Genomic DNA, 18,824 nt, shown 5'->3' on the forward strand with positions numbered 1-18,824 from the left:
TAGAGTTTATTTATCCAAATATTTTGCATAGGTACTCAAATCTTTATCTCCTCTTCCTGAGAGATTAATAATAACTACTTTTTTATCAAAATCTTTATCATCTTCTTTCAAGTTATTCAAAACAGCTAATGCATGAGCTGATTCTATGGCTGGAATAATTCCTTCCAAAAGAGCTAATTCTTTACCTGCACTCATCGCTTCATCATCTGTAACTGAATAAAATATTGCTCTTTTGCTATCTGCCAAATAGGCATGTAAAGCTCCAATACCGGGGTAATCCAAACCTGCCGAAATAGAATAAGGCTCTACTACTTGTCCGTCATTAGTTTGCATCAAAAGCGTTTTACTTCCGTGCAATACTCCTAATGTTCCACAAGCGATTGTTGCAGCTGTTTCGCCACTAGAAATACCCATTCCTGCTGCTTCTGCACCAATCAGTTGAACATCTTTTTCATCAATATAATGATAAAATGCACCTGCTGCGTTGCTTCCACCACCCACACAAGCAATTACATAATCTGGGTTTGGTGTACCCTCTTTTTCTGTAAGCTGGTTTCTCATCTCTTCACTAATCACAGATTGAAACCAAGCCACCATTTCTGGATAAGGATGAGGACCAACTACAGAACCAATAATATAATGCGTATCAACAGGATTATTTATCCAATAGCGCATCGCTTCGTTGGTTGCATCTTTTAATGTTTTACTTCCTGATGTAGCTGGACGAACTTCTGCACCGAGCATTTTCATTCGCTGTACGTTTGGCTGTTGTCTTTCAATATCTATTTCACCCATAAAAACAATACATTCCATTCCCATCAGAGCGCAAACGGTTGCTGTTGCTACTCCGTGCTGTCCTGCACCTGTTTCGGCTACAATTTTATTTTTGCTTAACTTTTTTGCTAAAAGAACTTGTCCGACAGTATTATTTACCTTGTGTGCGCCTGTGTGATTGAGATCTTCACGTTTTAAATAAATTTTTGCGCCATATTTTTGAGATAAACGATTGGCAAGGTAAAGAGGTGTAGGTCTGCCTACATAATCCCTTAATAAATGTTGAAATTCCTTTTTAAATTCTTCATCGTTTTGTAAAGCATAATAGGCTTTTTCGATTTCTTCAATATTTGGATACAACATTTCTGGAATATATGCACCTCCAAATTGCCCATAATATCCCTTTTCGTCAGCAATTTTAGAGCGTAAAACTGTTTTTTGTATGCCTTGAGGTTCTGACTTCTTTATGAGTGCTTCTGTTTGATTTATCATTATATGAGTATATTCTTAGGTAGAAAGTAGTTTTGATTAAAGTATATTGTCTTCCTAATTTTATATTGAATAGTATTTGATGTTAAATAGAATATCTATTCAGACCTAAATTTACAAACTATTCTTTAGATTGTCTTCTTTTATAATCTATCTGTACTCAAATTATGTTTTGTAAGAATAGAATAAAAGCTAACAAGTACGTGGTTCTAGTTTGGCGTTAGCTTTAATTTTTTTAATTGCTAGTAAACTTATTATCTATTCCTCTTCTGTAATTTCCTTTGTCTGTTTTTCCTTTTGACGAATTTCTTCAACTAATTCTTCTATAATTAGGGGATAATAAAGATGCTCTAGAGCGTGGATTTTGTGGGCTAGTATTTCGGCTGTATCTTTTGGTTCTATATTTACTTTTTCTTGAAAAATAATCTGTCCTTCATCATATTTTTCATTTACCATATGAATTGTAATACCTGATTGTGTTTCCTTATTTTCTATGACAGCTTTATGTACGTTATCTCCATACATTCCTTTTCCTCCATATTTGGGAAGAAGAGCAGGGTGAATATTGACTATCTTATTAGGAAAAGTAGTTACAAAGTTGGAAGGAATTAGCCACATAAAACCAGCTAAAATAATCAAATCAATTTCTTTACACTTCAAAAAATTGAGTACACTTTCCGTTTTATAGAGTTCATTCTTTTCAAAAACAGCTACCTCTACGCCTAACCTTTTGGCTCTTTCAATAACAAAAGCATTTGCATTATTAGACAATACTACAAAAGAAACATCTTTTTGTAATTTGAAATGTTCGATAATTTTTGCAGCATTTGAGCCATTACCTGAAGCAAAAATAGCAATTTGAATCATAAAAAATATAAGTGCAAACGAATGTAAAGTTACTCAATAAATCGTTTTATGTTTAGAAATTGAAATCAATTAATTTAAGGTATAAGTTGTAGGTATTTTATGTAATCTGAATAAGAATAATTTTTTGTCAAAATATTTTATCATTTGAATAGCTTGGCTTACTTTATTGGTTACGAATAGAAAGTATTTTTTGTTTGATTATTAAATCACAAAACTATAAAAATATACTCAAGGGATATTATTTTAATAGACTAGACTGCTTCATAAAAAACAGCAAAAAAAAAGCCTTGTAGAAAACTCCACAAGACTTTTTTGATAAATGGCGGTCTGGACGGGACTCGAACCCGCGACCCCATGCGTGACAGGCATGTATTCTAACCAACTGAACTACCAAACCATTTTTTGACTTTACTTTCTGAGTATTGAAAAATATTCAAGATAAAATAAGATTTTTAAAAAAACATTCTAAATTAGCGGTCTGGACGGGACTCGAACCCGCGACCCCATGCGTGACAGGCATGTATTCTAACCAACTGAACTACCAAACCGTTTTTTTCTACTTATCAGAATATTTTTTCTTAATTAAGATTCAAATATACGAACTTGGTTTTGAAAAAAAAAGTTCATTCGAAATTAAAATTAAAAATATTTTTCTTGTTTTATTTTTTGTTATTCTTTCAAGAATTGTCAAAAACACCTCGTTCTTTTTCGTAAGTGCGATGCAAAGGTAAGATAGTATTTTTGATTTTACAAGCTATTGATACAAAAAAAAACGTTTTTTTGATAAATTTAAAGCCATTTTGATAGAAGGTGTTGATAATCAATAAATTATAATTTGTTTTTTTCTGAAAAAAATAATACTTGTTTTAAATTGCTTTCAAGCTCATGTCTAAACTTTGATATGAATGCGTAAGCGCACCGACAGAAATTGAATCTACACCTGTTTTTGAAATATCACTTACAGTTTCTAGAGTAATTCCACCAGAAGCTTCACTCATTATTTTTTTATTTGAAGTAGCATTAAAATTAGTAATTAATGAAACAGCTTCTTTCATCATTTCATTTGTCATATTATCTAACATCAAGAAATCTATTGGCTCTCCTTTTTTACTTACTTCCAAAACTTGTTTTACCTCCTCTAAGTTTCTAGTCTCTACTTCTATTTTTAAATTTTTGTTATTTGTTTTACAGTATTTTTGAGCTGATTGTATTGCTTTTTCTATTCCTCCAGCGTAATCTACATGATTATCTTTGAGCATTATCATATCAAAAAGACCATAGCGATGGTTTGTTCCTCCTCCAATTTTGACAGCCCATTTTTCAGTAATTCTAGAGTTAGGAGTAGTTTTGCGAGTATCTAAAATCTTAGTGTTTGTTCCTTCTATGGCTTCTACAAATTGATTTGTAAGTGTAGCAATTCCACTCATTCTTTGCATACAATTCAAAACTAATCGCTCTGCTGTTAGGATAGATTGAGCATTACCTTCTACAATAAAAGCAATATCACCATGTTTTATTTTATCTCCATCGTTTAAAAAAATATTTAACTTGAGATTTTTATCTACTTTTGCAAAAATAAGTTTTGCAAGTTCTACTCCTGCCAAAACTCCATCTCCCTTTATAAGTAAGTGTGCCTTTTTTTGTGCATCAGAAGGAACAGAAGAGAGAGTAGAATGGTCGCCGTCTGCTATATCTTCTTTAAGAGCGAGGGTTATAAATTGGTCTAGAGAATCTGGGGTAAGGTAATTGTACACTTTTAAAGAGGTTTTGTGATAATGAAAGTTTTGATAAAGAAGTAACTTCGTGTATTTTTTACACAAATAAAACTATTTTTATTGAAATAATCAAAAAAACAGGCTTGAATTAATTTTAGAAAAAGAACACTTTATAGATAGTTAATTATTTAGTATTATATTTATAAGGTTTTTTCTGAAAGAATTTTTGAGAAAAAAAATAAAATTTAGAAAAAAATAAAATCATTTAAGGTTTTTGTTCGTTTTAAAAATAGAGTTTTCTTTGAGAAACCTTTTACTTTTACTTAATAATTTTGTTAGCTTAGTGATTAGATTATTTTATAGCATTTAATTTTACGTTCATGAAAACATTTACATTTTCTTCCATAGTATCCAAAGTATCAAAAAAAATTATAGGTACACTTGCTTTTTGTGCCTTTTTTGGTGTGGGAGGAGATTCTGTATTTGCACAAAATAATTTGCATGTAAAACTTCCTTACGACCCTAATAATAATCCTGCAATTTGGGCGCAATTACAAAAAAATCCTTTAGATTCTTTGCTGTGGCAAAAGTATATGCATAGACAATGGACAGAAATGCCTTTGAAGCAGCGTTTGCAAGTAAAATTATGGATTCAAGAAATGTGGCTAAATAAATTGAATGGAAACACAAATGAATTATTAGTAACTACAAAGACTGAAAAAAAATCTGAAAAAATAGAACCTAAAAAGATAGAGAATACAACGACTGCTCAAGTTACAAAGTCTGAAAATACAGTCGCAACAAAAAAAGAAGAAGTTCAAAATACTATAACTGTTCCTAAAGAAGAAGCAAAAGAAATAGCAACTTCTACGAAATCGCTCAGTAAATCTCAAAAGATAAATGAACTATTAGCAAAACCAGAAGTAAAAAGTTTTATAAATGATTTGGAAGAATCATTTTTGGCAGAATCGACAGAGATGGAAGAATTAAAAGAAAATTTATATGAAAATTTTTTTATTTTAGAAGCTGTTTTGGCAGATGAGTTTGAAGCATTGGGAGCTGATTATGTTTTTTATAAACAAAAATACCCAAAAGGAAATTATAGCGAATCTCGCTGGATGATGGAAAAAGAACAAGAACTCAAAAAACTCAAAACCAAAAAACTGGAAGAAGTTAAACAGGCTTTCTTAGAACGACAAATCAATTAGACTACACCAAAACGACTTAAATAGTGCAATTTATTAAAGGAATAATTATTTTTTGAATTATTTTTTCATTCAAAATGATACTTAAGTAGCTGATTTTCACATAAATAACTATTTTTAAAGATATTACATAAAAATAATGCAAATGTGCAAAATAGAGTAGCAAAACAGGATTCTACACAAAATACTTTGTTTGCTTAACTTTTCGCTCTATTTTCTCACATGGACGTTTTTACCTCTTTATTGTTTTATCAAAAACATTCTGTACTTTTATAGTTGTATAGAAAATCCTTCTGTATTTTTCTATATAAACAAACTAATCTATCCTAAATCTATCATTTTTTATATTTTACTATTATGCTTATATCTAAACATACTTTATGTTCTAATTTTAATGTTTTTTCAAGGTTTATGTTCTCTTTTACATTTTTAGTTTTGCTATTTTTGGTAGGAGCAGTAGATGCTCAAAATGCAGAGCAAGACCCAATGAATAAGCCCGATATATGGCAAAAACTCCAGCATAATCCTAATGACCAAGTTCTTTGGGAAACTTATTTAGGAAAAAAAATACAAGATTTTACGGATGAAGATAATGATAAAGTAGCTACTTGGCAAGAGCAGTTAATGGTCTTACAGTCTGAACATGCAGATGTAGTGATTACTTCGAAAGCAGATACTGATGCTGCAGATGAGGAAATACTGAGAGATATGCAAGTTAGTGATTGGCAAAATTTGGAAGAAGTAGTAATGAGTACAGGCTCAGAAATACAAGAAATGCGTCAGAATGTAGATGCTAATTTTGCCCTTTTAGAAGATTTGTATTCAGAATCTTTTGAAGAACAAGGATTAGAATATATTAGTTACAGTGAGGCACATCCAGATGGAAAATATTCAAAGACAGCTTGGATAGAAGCACAAGAAAATAAATTGCGTGAAGCAAAGATGGAAGAGTTACAGGCGTTACGTAGGCAAGTTAAAAAGAATTAATTATTTTGTTTACACTTACTTTGTTTCTTAATCATTTGATAATATTTGAAACAAAAAGAGTTAATAAATAGTAGTAGTGATGCATAGTAAAGTTGAAAGACTTAATTTTGCATACCTGCTAATAATAAGAGTAAAAGGTATTGTATTAATTTTAAATTAATAACTCAAATACTGCTTATTTTTTAAGTTAGTGATAGGTAAATTTGGTGATTCAAAAACATCGGTAATCTTTTACCGATGTTTTTTTTGTTCAAACTTTATACTTCCAAGAACTTCAAAATCTCCTTATAAACTAAATCTAATTCTTCATTTGTGATAATATAAGGAGGAATCATATAAATAACATTTCCCAAGGGGCGAAGCAAAATATTTCTATCTAAGAAATAATTGTAAATATTCTTGCGCCATTCATTGAAATAAGAAGTCTGTTCTTCTGTTTTGAGTTCTAAAGCGAAAATTGTCCCACAAGTTCGAACTTCTAAAACTCGGTTTTCTAATTCTTTATTTGAATTTATTTGTTTTGCAAAGTGAAGGTGTTTTTCTGCGATTCGTTTTCTGTTTTGAAAACACTCATCACTCAATAAAATCTCTAAACTAGCATTGGCAGCAGCACAAGCAATTGGATTCCCTGTATAAGAATGACCGTGAAAGAAAGTTTTTAAAATATCATTGTCATAAAAAGGTTGTGCAACTTCTTTTGTGCAAAGCGTAACAGCCAAAGGCAAAAAACCACCAGTAATTCCTTTCGAAAGACAAATCAAATCAGGTTTTTCTTCTAAATATCCAGAGGCAAAAAGATGATCTGTTCTGCCAAAACCTGTCATTATTTCATCAGCAATACAAAATGTATTTTTATTGTGAGCTAATTTGATAAGCTCGTCTAAATGTTTGGGAGAATAAGTTTGCATTCCTCCTGCACCTTGAATAATTGGCTCAAAAATGAAAGCAGCCACTTCTTCATTTTCCAAAATACGTGTAAATCTTTCTTTTACTTCTGACCAATTTTTTTGTGTTGGGCGTGGAATAAACTCTACATCAAAAAGCATAGAATTAAAAGGCGCATTGAATGGTGTTCGCTCACAAACAGCCATTGCCCCAAACGTATCTCCATGATAAGCTCCTTCTATAGCAATTATTTTGGTTCTGGTCGCATTCTTATTTCTGTTATGGAAATGTTGCAAACAAATCTTTAAAGCAACTTCAATAGCTGTTGAACCATCATCTGAAAAAAAGACTTTATTCATTGAAGGTAACAAATCTATTAGGCTTTGAGCTAATTTTTCGGCTGGTTGATGTGTGAAACCTGCAAAAATAACGTGTTCCAAACTGTGGGCTTGTTCTGAAATAGCCGTTGCAATTTTTTTGTTTGCGTGTCCGTGGATATTTACCCACCACGAAGAAACAGCATCAAGAATTTTGCGCTCATCTTTTGTATAAATATAAACTCCGTCTGCTTTTACAATTTCTAAAGGGTCGTAGCCTTCAGCAAGTGGTGTGAAAGGATGCCAAATATTTTGATTCATTGATTTAGTAATTTTTGTTTTTACACAAAACTACTCATACTCTTTCATAAATGCGATATAAATATAAAATCAAATTGTACGATTTAAAATTTTAGACTATTTTTAATCTGATTTTAGATTGAACCTAAGTTAGAATAAAACGACACAAAAATACTGACCAATGATTTTCATAAATTACTATGTTTGCCGTTACGATGACCAACAACTCATACACGCACAGAAGTCAATCACTTTTCCAAAACTTCATTGACTAGCCCATCAAAAACATATAAAAAATGAATCAAGAGGAAATCAGAGAGGAACACGAATACATAGGTTTTTTCACAGTTACTATTTTGAAATGGCAAAGATTGCTTAAACTTCATAAATACAAACAGATTATTTTAGATAGTTTGAAGTATTTGGTAGAACAGAAAAAAATAAAGGTCTATGCTTTTGTGATTATGCCAAATCATATTCATTTGCTTTGGAAAATAAACGAACCTTATCTTTTAGAAGATGTGCAACGAGATTTTTTGAAGTTTACAGGACAAGCTATGTATCGTAATTTGCTCAAAAATCATAAAGAGGTATTAGCTCTTTTTAGAGTAGATTTAAAAGATAGAAAATATCAATTTTGGAAACGTAACTCTCTCACTACTTTTTTGTACTACCGAAAAACAATAGAACAAAAACTAGATTATATTCATAACAATCCAGTACAAGGAATATGGGAATTAGCAGAATCATTAGACAAATATCCGTACAGTTCATATAATTTCTATGAATTTGATGATACAACTACCTATCCTTTTCTAACGCATTATATGGAAGAATTTGAATAAAAGTCTGTTTTTTTTGATTTCAGCTTTTTGGTTGTGTGGGAAGTTAGTAGATTTGTGGGGTATGTTTGTTGTTGGTCATCGTAACGGCAAGCCGAAACTAAAGACCAACAACGGCTTTTTTTTAATGTTTTGGGATTTTTGGAAGACCAACAAGAACGCAGAGTTAAAAATGCTGTAAAAGAATTGAATTTAGGTAGTGATGACATGAAAACCAAAACATTTAATTTTAAACAATAATGATTATTCTATTTGATTAATATGGAAATTTTAAAATACGATAATAGTAATTTAACTAATGCGAGGATATTCGTTTCTTTTTTAAAGAATGATAGAATTTCATACTATTGGACGATTGAAGTCGGTAACGATGTAAACACTTTTATCTGTCTTGACTTTTTAGAAATTGAAGGTATATACCTACCAGCTCAATTAGAAAGGAAAATTGTTATTCAAAATAGGGAGGAAGAGTTAATCTTACATACTATAATAATAGACAATTCTGGAAATAAAGTTTTTTCATCTATGTCAATTGAATTTTTACTATTTGATAGTGTAAAACAAGAGTTTAAATTAAATTTTTTACTAAAAAAACTAGATTTAGAAGTTAGTTTTAATGGTATTGTTTCTTTTAGTGGTTTCTTCTTACATAATTTCGATAAACAATCTGCTATTTTTTTTTCTAAAAAATTAGATATAAGTGGGAATTTAAAAGAATTATTGAATAAAGATAACAGAAGATTATATTACCATTTATCCCAGCTGTAGCCCCCGTTGCACGTAGTGTTCCAAAAAAATAGTAGTTGTTAAGCCCCAGTTGGGCTTAGAATGAAAAAATAAAATTGTTAAGCGTTGTCTATGACTACGATTTATCAGTTCAGCAAATCTTAGATTTGCAAGTCCAGTAGGTATTTTCAGATTTGCGAGTGGTAGTAAGTATTTACTTGATAACATAAATCTGAAGATTTATATAATTGATAGATCTTAGTTATAAACTAAGCTCAACAACTAAACAAGTATTTTAATACTTGCTTTACAGTGTATGAGTTTACTTTTTCTATAAAAAACTGTATCTTTCCAATAAAAAAGTATGAGTGAAAGAGCATACAGTATCAATAATCCTGATGGTATTTATTTTGTTACTTTTTCTGTTGTGAATTGGATAGATATTTTTGTTCGACAAAGGTATAAGGATATTATTGTAGATAGTTTAAAGTATTGCTAAACTAACAAAGGACTAGAGATTTTTGGTTGGTGTCTAATGAGTAGCCATATTCATTTAATTATACGAGCAAAAGAGAGCTATAACTTATCTGATATTTTGCGTGATTTTAAAAAGTTTACTTCTTCTCGTCTTATAAAATCTATTTCAGATAGAGATGAGCCAGAAAGCAGAAGAGAATGGATGTTGTGGATGTTCGAAAGAGCAGCCAAGAAAAATAGTAGAAACACAAATTATCAACTTTGGCAACAAAACAATCACGCAGAAGAACTTTTTAGTGATAAATTTTTGCATCAAAAGCTAAATTATATCCATAATAATCCTGTTGTTGAAGGCATTGTAGAAGAGGCAGACCACTATTTATACAGTAGTGCCAAAAACTATCAAGATGAAAAAGGGTTGATAGAAGTGATTTTTATTTGATTTTTTGTGGGGAGTACGTCGTTTGTGAGGACACAAACAACGGCAAAACGGAGTGTGTTTAAATTTTAGAATTACTTGCAAAGCAATAAAATTAGTCTTACCTTTGCAGTTCTGAAAAAACACATATTTCCTTGCAAAAAGAACGAATTGTATCAAATTCATTTTTTATAAAAAGAAAATCAATTTTTCAGACGTTGCTAAACTTATTAAATTTTATTCTAGCACACTGCTTAAATTCCTCACCTACGATATACTTTTTTATTAGTAAGATAATAGAATTACTACTAGGCTTAGGAGTGTTTGAAGAACAGACTGGCAGAGTTTCAGTTTTGTTCCAATAGACTTTTAGAGAAGAACAGTATTTAAGTGGTCTAAACAGTTTCAAGAAATGCCTACTATTCAACAATTAGTTCGCAAGGGACGCAAAGAAATCATTAAAAAATCGAAATCTCCAGCGTTGGACTCTTGTCCTCAAAAACGTGGAGTTTGTACTCGTGTTTATACGACTACACCAAAGAAACCAAACTCAGCAATGCGTAAGGTATCTAAAGTTCGTTTGTCTAATGGTATTGAAGTAATTGCATACATCCCAGGCGAAGGACACAACCTTCAAGAACACTCAATCGTACTCGTCCGTGGTGGTCGTGTAAAAGATTTACCAGGTGTTCGTTATCATATCGTTCGTGGTGCTTTGGATACCTCTGGAGTTCAAGGTCGTAAGCAATCACGTTCTAAGTATGGCGCAAAACGCCCTAAACCAGGTGCTGCCGACGCTACAAAGAAAAAATAATGTAGTCTGAATTAAGAATTATCAATTACGAATTACGAATTTTTTGTAGTTGAATTATTTCGATGTTCATCATTAATTTTCTTGATTGTTTCCCTTTTATAACTATTTAGAAATATGAATTATTCAAGTTGCTGTTACTGAAATTGCTTTAATTAATGTATAGTTAGAAGTTTAATTTCGTAATTCGTAATTTTCAATTCGTAATTCAATATAAACCCTTGAGATAACTCATGAGAAAGCATAAACCAAAAAAGCGAGATATTCTTCCTGATCCAAAATTTGGAGATACAGTAGTAACTAAGTTTGTAAATAACTTAATGTACTCTGGTAAGAAGAGTTTAGCTTACGAAATCTTCTACGGTGCTTTAGACCGTATTGAAGATAAAATGAAAAAAGATACTCCTGATGTAAATGGATTGGAAATTTTCAAAAAAGCATTGACTAATGTAACACCAGGTGTTGAAGTTAAAAGCCGTCGTGTAGGTGGAGCTACGTTCCAAGTACCGACAGAAGTTCGTCCAGAGCGTAAAATGGCGCTAGGTATGAAATGGCTTATCAATTTCTCTCGTCGTCGTAACGAACGCAACATGACTGACCGTTTGGCTGCCGAATTTATGGCTGCTGCAAAAGGTGAAGGTGCTGCTGTTAAGCGTAAAGACGATACACACCGTATGGCAGAGGCGAACAAAGCGTTCTCTCACTTCCGTTTCTAAACTAATTGATACTTTTGAAGTATCGTTATTTTATCAAAATGGAATTAATGCCATTTACAACTGGTTAAAAATAAAAAATGTAGTAACTTGATTTATTCAGGTTATTACATTTTGTTTATGAAAATAAATTAGGTTGTTCGTATTGATTTTCAATTAGCTTCGCTGCTTTGGCAGGTCGTAATTCGTAATTTACTAATTCGTAATTGATATTAACCATTTGTTAATCAGCTACATCAAGTCTTGAGGATAGTAAATAATTGAAATAAATTTCGTACTTTTGTGCAACTTAATAAAACAGACTTATTTATTCTCACTTGATATAGCAACTTACTAATACATAGAAGTTTTCTATCTCATTATACATTTAGTTTACAATGTCTAAAAAAGACCTAAAATTCCGTCGAAATATTGGCATCATGGCTCACATTGATGCTGGAAAAACAACCACAACAGAGCGTATTCTCTACTACACAGGTATTAGCCACAAAATTGGTGAAGTACATGATGGAGCTGCGACTATGGACTGGATGGAGCAAGAGCAAGAACGTGGTATCACTATTACGTCTGCTGCTACAACAACTAGCTGGAAATATCCTACTGATGATAAGAGTATGGATATTGCTGGTAAAACAAATGAATATCAAATTAACATCATTGATACTCCTGGTCACGTTGATTTTACCGTAGAGGTAGAGCGTTCACTTAGAGTTCTTGATGGTTCTGTTGCTCTTTTCTGTGCAGTTTCTGGGGTTGAGCCTCAATCTGAAACTGTTTGGAGACAAGCAGATAAATATGGAGTTCCTCGTATTTGTTTTGTAAACAAAATGGATAGAGCAGGAGCAGATTTTTTTAGTGCAATCAAAGACATCAAAGCTACTTTAGGTGCAAATGCAGTTCCTCTTCAAATTCCAATTGGAGCAGAAGACAAATTTGTAGGTGTAGTAGATTTGATCGAAAAACGTGCTATCGTATGGGATGATGCTACTCAAGGTATGGCATTCAATACAATCGAAATTCCTGAAGACTTGAAAAACGAAGTAGAGGAATATCGTAACAATCTTTTGGAAGAAGTAGCTGTAATGGATGAAGATTTATTCATGAAATATGATGAAGATCCAGAATCTATCACTCCTGACGAAATCCGTAGAGCAGTACGTAAGGCTGTAATGGCAATGACAATCTTCCCAGTATTCTGTGGTAGTGCGTTTAAAAATAAAGGTGTTCAAGCTGTTCTTGATGCTGCTTGTGCTTACCTTCCTTCTCCTCTTGATTTGCCACCAGTTACTGGTACAAATCCTGATACAGGAGCAGAAGAAGTACGTCAGCCAAATGAAGATGAGCCTTTTACTGCCCTTGCATTTAAGATTGCTACTGACCCATTTGTAGGTCGTCTTTGCTTTATGCGTGTTTATGCAGGTGCTTTGGACGCAGGTTCTTACATCTTGAATAACCGTACAGGTAAAAAAGAGCGTATTTCTCGTTTGATGCAAATGCACTCTAACAAACAAAATCCTATTGATAGAGTAGGTGCTGGTGATATTTGTGCAGGTGTTGGTTTCAAAGAAATCAAAACTGGTGATACACTTACATCAGAAAAAAATCCATTAGTTTTGGAAGAACTTACGTTCCCAGAGCCAGTAATTGGATATGCTATTGAGCCAAAACAACAAGCAGACCAAGACAAACTTGCTTTAGCTATTACCAAACTTGTTGAGGAAGACCCTACGCTTCGTGTAAATACAGACGAAGAAACAGGACAAACTATCATCAGAGGAATGGGAGAGCTTCACCTTGAAATTATCATGGATAGAATGAAGCGTGAGTTTAAAGTAGAAGTAAACCAAGGTGCGCCACAGGTTGCTTATAAAGAGGCTTTCACTAAGAGTGTTGAACACCGTGAAGTTTATAAGAAGCAGTCGGGTGGTAAAGGTAAATTTGCTGATGTTCAGTTTGAAATCGGACCAGCAGAAGAACCAGAAAACCAAAAAGAAGGCGTTCTTGAATTCGTTGATGAGATTAAAGGTGGTGTAATTCCTAAAGAATTCGTTCCTGCAATCAAAAAAGGATTTGAGGAAGCAATGAAAAATGGTGTACTTGCAGGTTTCCCAGTTGTGGGTATGCGTGTACGTGTATTCTTTGGTTCATTCCATAGTGTCGATTCAGATGCTGTTTCTTTTGAAATGGCTGCAAAAATGGGTTACAAAACTGCTGGTAAAAGTGCAGGTGCAAAAATTCTTGAGCCAATTATGGACGTAGAAGTTGTTTGTCCTGAAGAATTTACTGGTTCTGTAATCGGTGACCTCAACCGTCGTCGTGGAATGCCTAAAGGTCAGCAAATGAAAGGTACTGGAGTTGTAATTAAAGCAGATGTTCCTTTGTCAGAACTATTTGGTTATGTTACTTCACTTCGTACAATCACTTCTGGTCGTGGTGCTGCTTCTCTTACTTTTGCTCATTATGCAGAAGTTCCTAACAACGTAGCAGAAAAAGTTATTGCAGATGTTCAAGGCATGAGAGCCAACTAATCTGTCTTAACAGAATCTATATATTTACTATTTCAGTAAAGATTTGGTTTAGATAATAAGGGTTTAGGTATTATGCTTAAATCCTTATTATTTGAATAATGAAAAACAATATGTTTTTATACAAGTCTTTCAAAAAAATCTAACTCCATACAAGGATGTCTCAAAAAATTAGAATCAAACTTAAATCTTACGACCACAATTTGGTTGATAAGTCGGCTGAAAAAATTGTTAAGGCTGTAAAGAATACAGGTGCAGTAGTTAGTGGTCCAATTCCATTGCCTACTAAGAAAGAAAAATTTACTGTACTTAGTTCGCCTCACGTAAACAAGAAAGCTCGTGACCAGTTCCAGCTTTGTACTTACAAACGCCTTATCGATATTCATTCAAGCAGCCCAAAAACGGTTGATGCTTTGATGAAATTAGAATTAGCTTCTGGTGTTGATGTAGAAATTAAAGTGTAATTCTGAATTACATTTGATTTTATAAAAAAGCATTTTCTTACTAAATTTAGGTTTGGTTGGGAAATGCTTTTTTTGTTTTAAATTAAAAAAATAAAATGATTTCAGCAGAAGACCCTATTTTTGAAAGTTTAGAAGGTTGTTATGGAAATTATAATCCGATTCCAAGACTAAAAAAACTGGAAGAAAATAGTGATAATGATGAGTTACGTACAGAAATTCTAGATGAGTTTCTTGATAACCTTTATCATCAAGGTAGTGTGTATTTAGTTTCTTTCTTGACTATTCCTTTATTGATTCGCATAGCTTTAAAATATAAATTTTTTGACGCAAGAATAATTTATTTAGTAGGAATGGTAGAAATTGCTCGTAAAGAAGATGATTTTCAAATTCCTCAAAAATATTTAGCTGATTATGAAAATGAAATAAGAAATATTATGCTTTTAGCATATTTGAATAAAGACTGGGATTATGATTTCACTTTAGTAACTACAAAAACCATTGCTGCTGTGAATGGACAAATAAAATTTGCAAATTCTATAATCTAATGACTCATCAACTTTAATGATGTAAAATTAAAACGAATGACAAAAGCTGAAAGATTTAAAGGCTGTATAATTGGTGGAGCGATTATTCCATAGATTTTATATAAAAGTATCTTCTAACTAAATTTAGATTTGTTTGGGAAATGCTTTTTTTATTAACATCAATATTTTTTAGTAAATTACAGACACATTACTAAAAAATAGAATTATGGAACACAAAACAAATGTCAATTATAATAAAGAATTAATTAGGCTTCAGAGAGAACTCGTCAAACTTCAGTTTTGGGTAAAAGAAAAAGGACTGAAAATAGCTATTATTTTTGAAGGAAGAGATGCAGCAGGAAAAGGAGGAGCAATAAAAAGAATTTCAGAAACGCTAAATCCTCGTTTTTGTAAAATTGTTGCTTTAGACAAACCTAATGAAAGAGAATCTACACAATGGTATTTTCAGCGTTATGTTACTCACTTACCAGCAACAGGAGAAATAGCTTTATTTGATAGAAGTTGGTATAATCGTGCAGGAGTAGAGCGTGTGATGGGTTTCTGTACTGAAGAGGAATATCAAGAGTTTTTGCGTTCGTGTCCAGAATTTGAAAATATGCTGATTCGTTCGGGTATTATTTTAATAAAATATTGGTTTTCAGTCAGCGCAGAAAAACAAAAAGAACGTTTTGAAGAGCGAACTGAAACACCTAGGAAAAGGTGGAAACTTAGTGGAATGGATTTGAAAGGTAGAGAAAAATGGCACGAATACTCAAAAGCAAAAGATGTTATGTTTGCCCACACTGATACAAAAACTTCACCTTGGAATGTCATTGATTCTGACCACAAAAAATCTGCTCGTCTGAATTGTATTGCTCACATTTTAAGTCAGATAGAATATGAAGATGTATTACCAAAAGCTGTTTCTATTCCAGATATTGATGAAAAAAACCATTATGCCAGAACACCAATAGATGAACAGAAATTTGTGCCTAAGATTTATGTAAAGGAAAGCTTTAAATAATTGTAGTCTAATAAGTAAATCTAAAATATATCATTTTAATCTTACATACTTTTGAAATAGCGTTAGTATAGATTGTTTCTTAACTTTTGTTTCTCTATCATTGAGAATGATACTATTTACCTAAACAAAATGAACTATTACATAACAGCAATCAAGTATTTTAATCTTACTATCTTGTTATCTTTTGTTTTCTATAATACAAGTTATGCTCAAGATGAGGTGCTTGATTCTTTACAAGGAGTTATAGACAACTCAAATGTTTCTATAGAGGATAAAATTGATACGTATAATCAACTTGCTAATCAAACACCATTAGATGATTCTACAAATTTTTTCCTTTACATAAATAAATCTCGTAAGTTATCAAAAGAAAATGACTATGTAGAAGGCTTGATAGATGCAAATAATATCTCTGGCTATTACTACATTAGGCAAAAAGATTTTGAAAAAGCACAACTAATCTATGAAACTTCTATAAAAAAAGCTAAAGAAAATAAGTATAAAGAAGGAGAAGCTGATGGACATTATTCCTTGGGAAAGTTGTACAGAACTCAAAGAAATTTTCAAGGTGCTATAGAAAAATACAATGAAGCTATAGTCATTTATAAAAATACAGATGATCAAGAAAAAGTAGGAAAAACGTATAAAGATATTGCATTGGCTTATATTTATCTTGGAGAATATGATAAGTCTATTATTTCTTACAAAACAGCTATTCAAATTTATGAGAGTTTAGAAAACTATAAAGAGTTAGCAAGTATTTATAATAATTTAGGAGTCGTATACAAAAGAAAAAGTGAGTATGATAGAGCCTTAGAGTATTATGAAAAGGCAGTGAAAATTGAGGAAACGCTTGGTAATGATAAAGGAATTGTCAAATTATATAATAACCTTGGTAGTATGCAAGAGGCTAGAGGTTTTTATGCTCAAGCTCTTCAATATTATCAGAAGTCTTTAAAAATCAAGGAAAAACTAGGAGATAAAGAAAGTCTAGGGGTAGCTTATATAAATATTGGAAGCATACATCAAGTACAGGCTTCTTATGACCTAGCCTTAGAATATTATCAGAAAGCCAAAGAACTTTATAAAGAAGTAGATAGCCAAGACTACCTATCTTACGCATACATAAACTTAGGAAATGTATATGAGCTAAAAACTGAGTATGACATTGCTACAATGTATTACGAAAAAAGCCTAAAACTGATGGAGCAATTAGGTGATAAAAGTGGTAAAGCTACTATTTATCACAGCTTTACCAACCTAAATCTTATCAAAGAACAGTACCAAGCTGCTATAGAGTTTGGAAAGTTATCAATACAATTAAGGGAAGAGCTAGGAGAAAAAGCCGCTTTAGCTAATTCTTATATAGAGTTAGGAAGAGTATATTATCAATTAAAAGATTATAAAAGAGCCCTTCCTATTTTAAATAAAGGAGTAGATTTAGGAAAAGCACATCAAGAGCTACAAGCTGTGCGTACAGGTGCACAAATGCTTTCTACAATATATTCGGAACAAGGCAACTACCAACAAGCGTATAAAAATGAAGTGTTGTTTAGAGAAATGAAAGATAGTCTTTCAAATACAGAAAATACAAAATTAATTACTCGCCTAGAATCAGAATATGCTTTCCAAAAAGTAGAGGATTCTCTTCATAAAGAAAACATAATACAAGCTGAACAAATAGAAAAAGATAAAATTGAGAGTAAATTTCAAAGAAATATCAATATTCTAATTTTAGTAATTCTTATTATTGTATTCATAGCTGCTGTTTTTATTTATCGTAGCCAAACCAAGACAAAAAAATTAAATAATCAATTAAACCAACAGAAGAAAACATTAGCAGAAGTAAACGGAGAGCTTCAAGGCTTAAATGAAGAATTACAACAAAACCAAGATGAAATAATTGCTCAGAGAGATTCTATTGAGTCTCAAAATCAACTTCTTGAAGAGCAGCATCAAAATATAGCACAAAGTATCAATGCTGCTCAAACTATACAAGATGCTATTTTGCCTTATGAAGAGCGTATGAAAGAAGAGTTAAAAGACTTTTTTCTTATATACCGTCCTCGTGATGTTGTTTCAGGAGATTTTTATTGGTTGAGTAGTCAGAATGGTAAAAAAATAGTTGGGGCATTAGACTGTACAGGACATGGCGTTTCGGGTGCATTTATGAGTATGATTGGTTTTACTCTACTCAACGAAATCATAAATACCAAAAAAGTTACAGAGCCTGCTCAAATTTTGGAGCAATTAAGAAGTGATATTAGAATAGCTCTAAGACAAAATGAAACAGGAATGAGTAATGGAATGGATGCTGTCTTTGTTACAATAGAAGATGATAATGATTCTCAAATGAAAAAAGTTACTGTTGCAGGGGCAAAATGTCCGTTGTGGTACGTAAATGCAGATAAAAACGAAGTAGAAAAGATTAAAGGAAGTAATATCTCTATCGGTTTGAATTATAAAGAGGTACGGAATTTTGAATCAACAACTTTACTATTGCCTAAGGGTAGTCTGTTGTACTTCGGCTCAGATGGAATCATTGACCAAAATGATATTAATAAAAAGAAATTTGGTTCTGTTAGATTGAAAGAAGTTTTAGAGCAAAATACTACCCTTTCTTTACAAGAACAGAAACAAAATCTTGAAAATCAAATAGACAATCACATGAAAAATACTACACAACGTGATGATATATTATGGATAGGAATTAGAGTGTAAGCAAGAGGTTTTAGATGAAGGATTGTATTTTTGTATAAAC

General features: G+C 31.9%; 16 protein-coding genes, 2 tRNA genes and 1 pseudogene. 13 read left to right on the forward strand and 6 right to left on the reverse strand.

Features of this window, described 5'->3' with window-relative positions; genetic code table 11:
- Positions 1 to 6: 6 nt before the first annotated feature.
- From trpB to nadC, 5 genes are all read right to left on the reverse strand, one after another.
- Positions 7 to 1,266 carry a tryptophan synthase subunit beta gene (trpB, locus tag WAF17_RS19970; protein ID WP_338763574.1) on the reverse strand — a complete coding sequence of 420 codons (1,260 nt, stop codon included), beginning with the start codon at positions 1,264 to 1,266 and terminating at the stop codon, positions 7 to 9.
- Positions 1,267 to 1,521: 255 nt separating this feature from the next.
- Positions 1,522 to 2,130 carry a phosphoribosylglycinamide formyltransferase gene (locus tag WAF17_RS19975; RefSeq protein WP_338763576.1) on the reverse strand — a complete coding sequence of 203 codons (609 nt, stop codon included), beginning with the start codon at positions 2,128 to 2,130 and terminating at the stop codon, positions 1,522 to 1,524.
- Positions 2,131 to 2,450: 320 nt separating this feature from the next.
- Positions 2,451 to 2,527: transfer RNA gene (locus WAF17_RS19980), tRNA-Asp, on the reverse strand.
- Positions 2,528 to 2,604: 77 nt separating this feature from the next.
- A tRNA-Asp gene (locus tag WAF17_RS19985) sits at positions 2,605 to 2,678 on the reverse strand.
- 318 nt (positions 2,679 to 2,996) lie between these two features.
- Positions 2,997 to 3,884, reverse strand: a complete 888-nt coding sequence (nadC, locus tag WAF17_RS19990) for a carboxylating nicotinate-nucleotide diphosphorylase (protein WP_338763578.1) — start codon at positions 3,882 to 3,884, stop codon at positions 2,997 to 2,999.
- A 341-nt stretch (positions 3,885 to 4,225) separates the two neighbouring features.
- Here nadC and WAF17_RS19995 point away from each other — a divergent pair, with 341 nt between their 5' ends.
- The gene (locus tag WAF17_RS19995; protein WP_338763579.1) at positions 4,226 to 5,053 is read left to right on the forward strand and encodes a hypothetical protein; all 828 of its coding nucleotides are present in this window, start codon (positions 4,226 to 4,228) and stop codon (positions 5,051 to 5,053) included.
- Between the two features lie 354 nt (positions 5,054 to 5,407).
- Positions 5,408 to 6,037 (forward strand): hypothetical protein, encoded by a 630-nt coding sequence (locus WAF17_RS20000; RefSeq protein WP_338763582.1) that lies wholly within the window; start codon positions 5,408 to 5,410, stop codon positions 6,035 to 6,037.
- 257 nt (positions 6,038 to 6,294) lie between these two features.
- Here WAF17_RS20000 and bioA read toward each other — a convergent pair whose 3' ends face one another.
- Entirely contained in the window at positions 6,295 to 7,572 is a 1,278-nt protein-coding gene (gene bioA / locus WAF17_RS20005; protein ID WP_338770227.1) for an adenosylmethionine--8-amino-7-oxononanoate transaminase, read from the reverse strand.
- Positions 7,573 to 7,835: 263 nt separating this feature from the next.
- Here bioA and WAF17_RS20010 point away from each other — a divergent pair, with 263 nt between their 5' ends.
- From WAF17_RS20010 to WAF17_RS20060, 11 genes and pseudogenes are all read left to right on the forward strand, one after another.
- A complete protein-coding gene (locus WAF17_RS20010) occupies positions 7,836 to 8,384 on the forward strand; it encodes a transposase (protein WP_338763585.1) in 549 nt (182 codons plus the stop codon).
- Between the two features lie 258 nt (positions 8,385 to 8,642).
- Positions 8,643 to 9,149, forward strand: a complete 507-nt coding sequence (locus WAF17_RS20015) for a hypothetical protein (protein WP_338763589.1) — start codon at positions 8,643 to 8,645, stop codon at positions 9,147 to 9,149.
- A gap of 322 nt (positions 9,150 to 9,471) precedes the next feature.
- Entirely contained in the window at positions 9,472 to 9,606 is a 135-nt protein-coding gene (locus WAF17_RS20020; RefSeq protein ID WP_338763592.1) for a hypothetical protein, read from the forward strand.
- Positions 9,607 to 9,621: 15 nt separating this feature from the next.
- Positions 9,622 to 10,026 (forward strand): annotated as a pseudogene (locus tag WAF17_RS20025) (transposase); the annotation flags it as partial.
- Positions 10,027 to 10,414: 388 nt separating this feature from the next.
- Positions 10,415 to 10,816 (forward strand): 30S ribosomal protein S12, encoded by a 402-nt coding sequence (gene rpsL, locus WAF17_RS20030; RefSeq protein WP_338763595.1) that lies wholly within the window; start codon positions 10,415 to 10,417, stop codon positions 10,814 to 10,816.
- 230 nt (positions 10,817 to 11,046) lie between these two features.
- Positions 11,047 to 11,529: a 30S ribosomal protein S7 gene (rpsG, locus tag WAF17_RS20035; RefSeq protein WP_338763598.1), complete on the forward strand. Its 483-nt coding sequence runs from the start codon at positions 11,047 to 11,049 to the stop codon at positions 11,527 to 11,529.
- 374 nt (positions 11,530 to 11,903) lie between these two features.
- Positions 11,904 to 14,054 (forward strand): elongation factor G, encoded by a 2,151-nt coding sequence (fusA, locus tag WAF17_RS20040; RefSeq protein ID WP_338763600.1) that lies wholly within the window; start codon positions 11,904 to 11,906, stop codon positions 14,052 to 14,054.
- Positions 14,055 to 14,209: 155 nt separating this feature from the next.
- Complete coding sequence (gene rpsJ, locus WAF17_RS20045) at positions 14,210 to 14,515, forward strand: 30S ribosomal protein S10 (RefSeq protein ID WP_338763602.1); 306 nt, start codon at positions 14,210 to 14,212, stop codon at positions 14,513 to 14,515.
- Between the two features lie 95 nt (positions 14,516 to 14,610).
- Positions 14,611 to 15,060, forward strand: coding sequence for a hypothetical protein (locus WAF17_RS20050; protein ID WP_338763604.1), 450 nt, complete (start codon positions 14,611 to 14,613; stop codon positions 15,058 to 15,060).
- Between the two features lie 205 nt (positions 15,061 to 15,265).
- Positions 15,266 to 16,063, forward strand: a complete 798-nt coding sequence (ppk2, locus tag WAF17_RS20055) for a polyphosphate kinase 2 (protein WP_338763607.1) — start codon at positions 15,266 to 15,268, stop codon at positions 16,061 to 16,063.
- Between the two features lie 129 nt (positions 16,064 to 16,192).
- A complete protein-coding gene (locus WAF17_RS20060; protein WP_338763609.1) occupies positions 16,193 to 18,784 on the forward strand; it encodes a tetratricopeptide repeat protein in 2,592 nt (863 codons plus the stop codon).
- Positions 18,785 to 18,824: the final 40 nt, after the last annotated feature.

Origin of the sequence: Bernardetia sp. ABR2-2B (genome assembly GCF_037126435.1) — a bacterium.
GTDB lineage: Bacteria > Bacteroidota > Bacteroidia > Cytophagales > Bernardetiaceae > Bernardetia.

Excerpts from the sequence above, each read along its gene's own strand:
- trpB (WP_338763574.1), bottom strand. The coding sequence starts at position 1,266 with ATGATAAATCAAACAGAAGCACTCATAAAGAAGTCAGAACCTCAAGGC.
- WAF17_RS19975 (WP_338763576.1), bottom strand. The coding sequence starts at position 2,130 with ATGATTCAAATTGCTATTTTTGCTTCAGGTAATGGCTCAAATGCTGCA.
- WAF17_RS19995 (WP_338763579.1), top strand. The coding sequence starts at position 4,226 with ATGAAAACATTTACATTTTCTTCCATAGTATCCAAAGTATCAAAAAAA.
- WAF17_RS20000 (WP_338763582.1), top strand. The coding sequence starts at position 5,408 with ATGCTTATATCTAAACATACTTTATGTTCTAATTTTAATGTTTTTTCA.
- WAF17_RS20010 (WP_338763585.1), top strand. The coding sequence starts at position 7,836 with ATGAATCAAGAGGAAATCAGAGAGGAACACGAATACATAGGTTTTTTC.
- WAF17_RS20015 (WP_338763589.1), top strand. The coding sequence starts at position 8,643 with ATGGAAATTTTAAAATACGATAATAGTAATTTAACTAATGCGAGGATA.
- WAF17_RS20020 (WP_338763592.1), top strand. The coding sequence starts at position 9,472 with ATGAGTGAAAGAGCATACAGTATCAATAATCCTGATGGTATTTATTTT.
- rpsL (WP_338763595.1), top strand. The coding sequence starts at position 10,415 with ATGCCTACTATTCAACAATTAGTTCGCAAGGGACGCAAAGAAATCATT.
- rpsG (WP_338763598.1), top strand. The coding sequence starts at position 11,047 with ATGAGAAAGCATAAACCAAAAAAGCGAGATATTCTTCCTGATCCAAAA.
- fusA (WP_338763600.1), top strand. The coding sequence starts at position 11,904 with ATGTCTAAAAAAGACCTAAAATTCCGTCGAAATATTGGCATCATGGCT.
- rpsJ (WP_338763602.1), top strand. The coding sequence starts at position 14,210 with ATGTCTCAAAAAATTAGAATCAAACTTAAATCTTACGACCACAATTTG.
- WAF17_RS20050 (WP_338763604.1), top strand. The coding sequence starts at position 14,611 with ATGATTTCAGCAGAAGACCCTATTTTTGAAAGTTTAGAAGGTTGTTAT.
- ppk2 (WP_338763607.1), top strand. The coding sequence starts at position 15,266 with ATGGAACACAAAACAAATGTCAATTATAATAAAGAATTAATTAGGCTT.
- WAF17_RS20060 (WP_338763609.1), top strand. The coding sequence starts at position 16,193 with ATGAACTATTACATAACAGCAATCAAGTATTTTAATCTTACTATCTTG.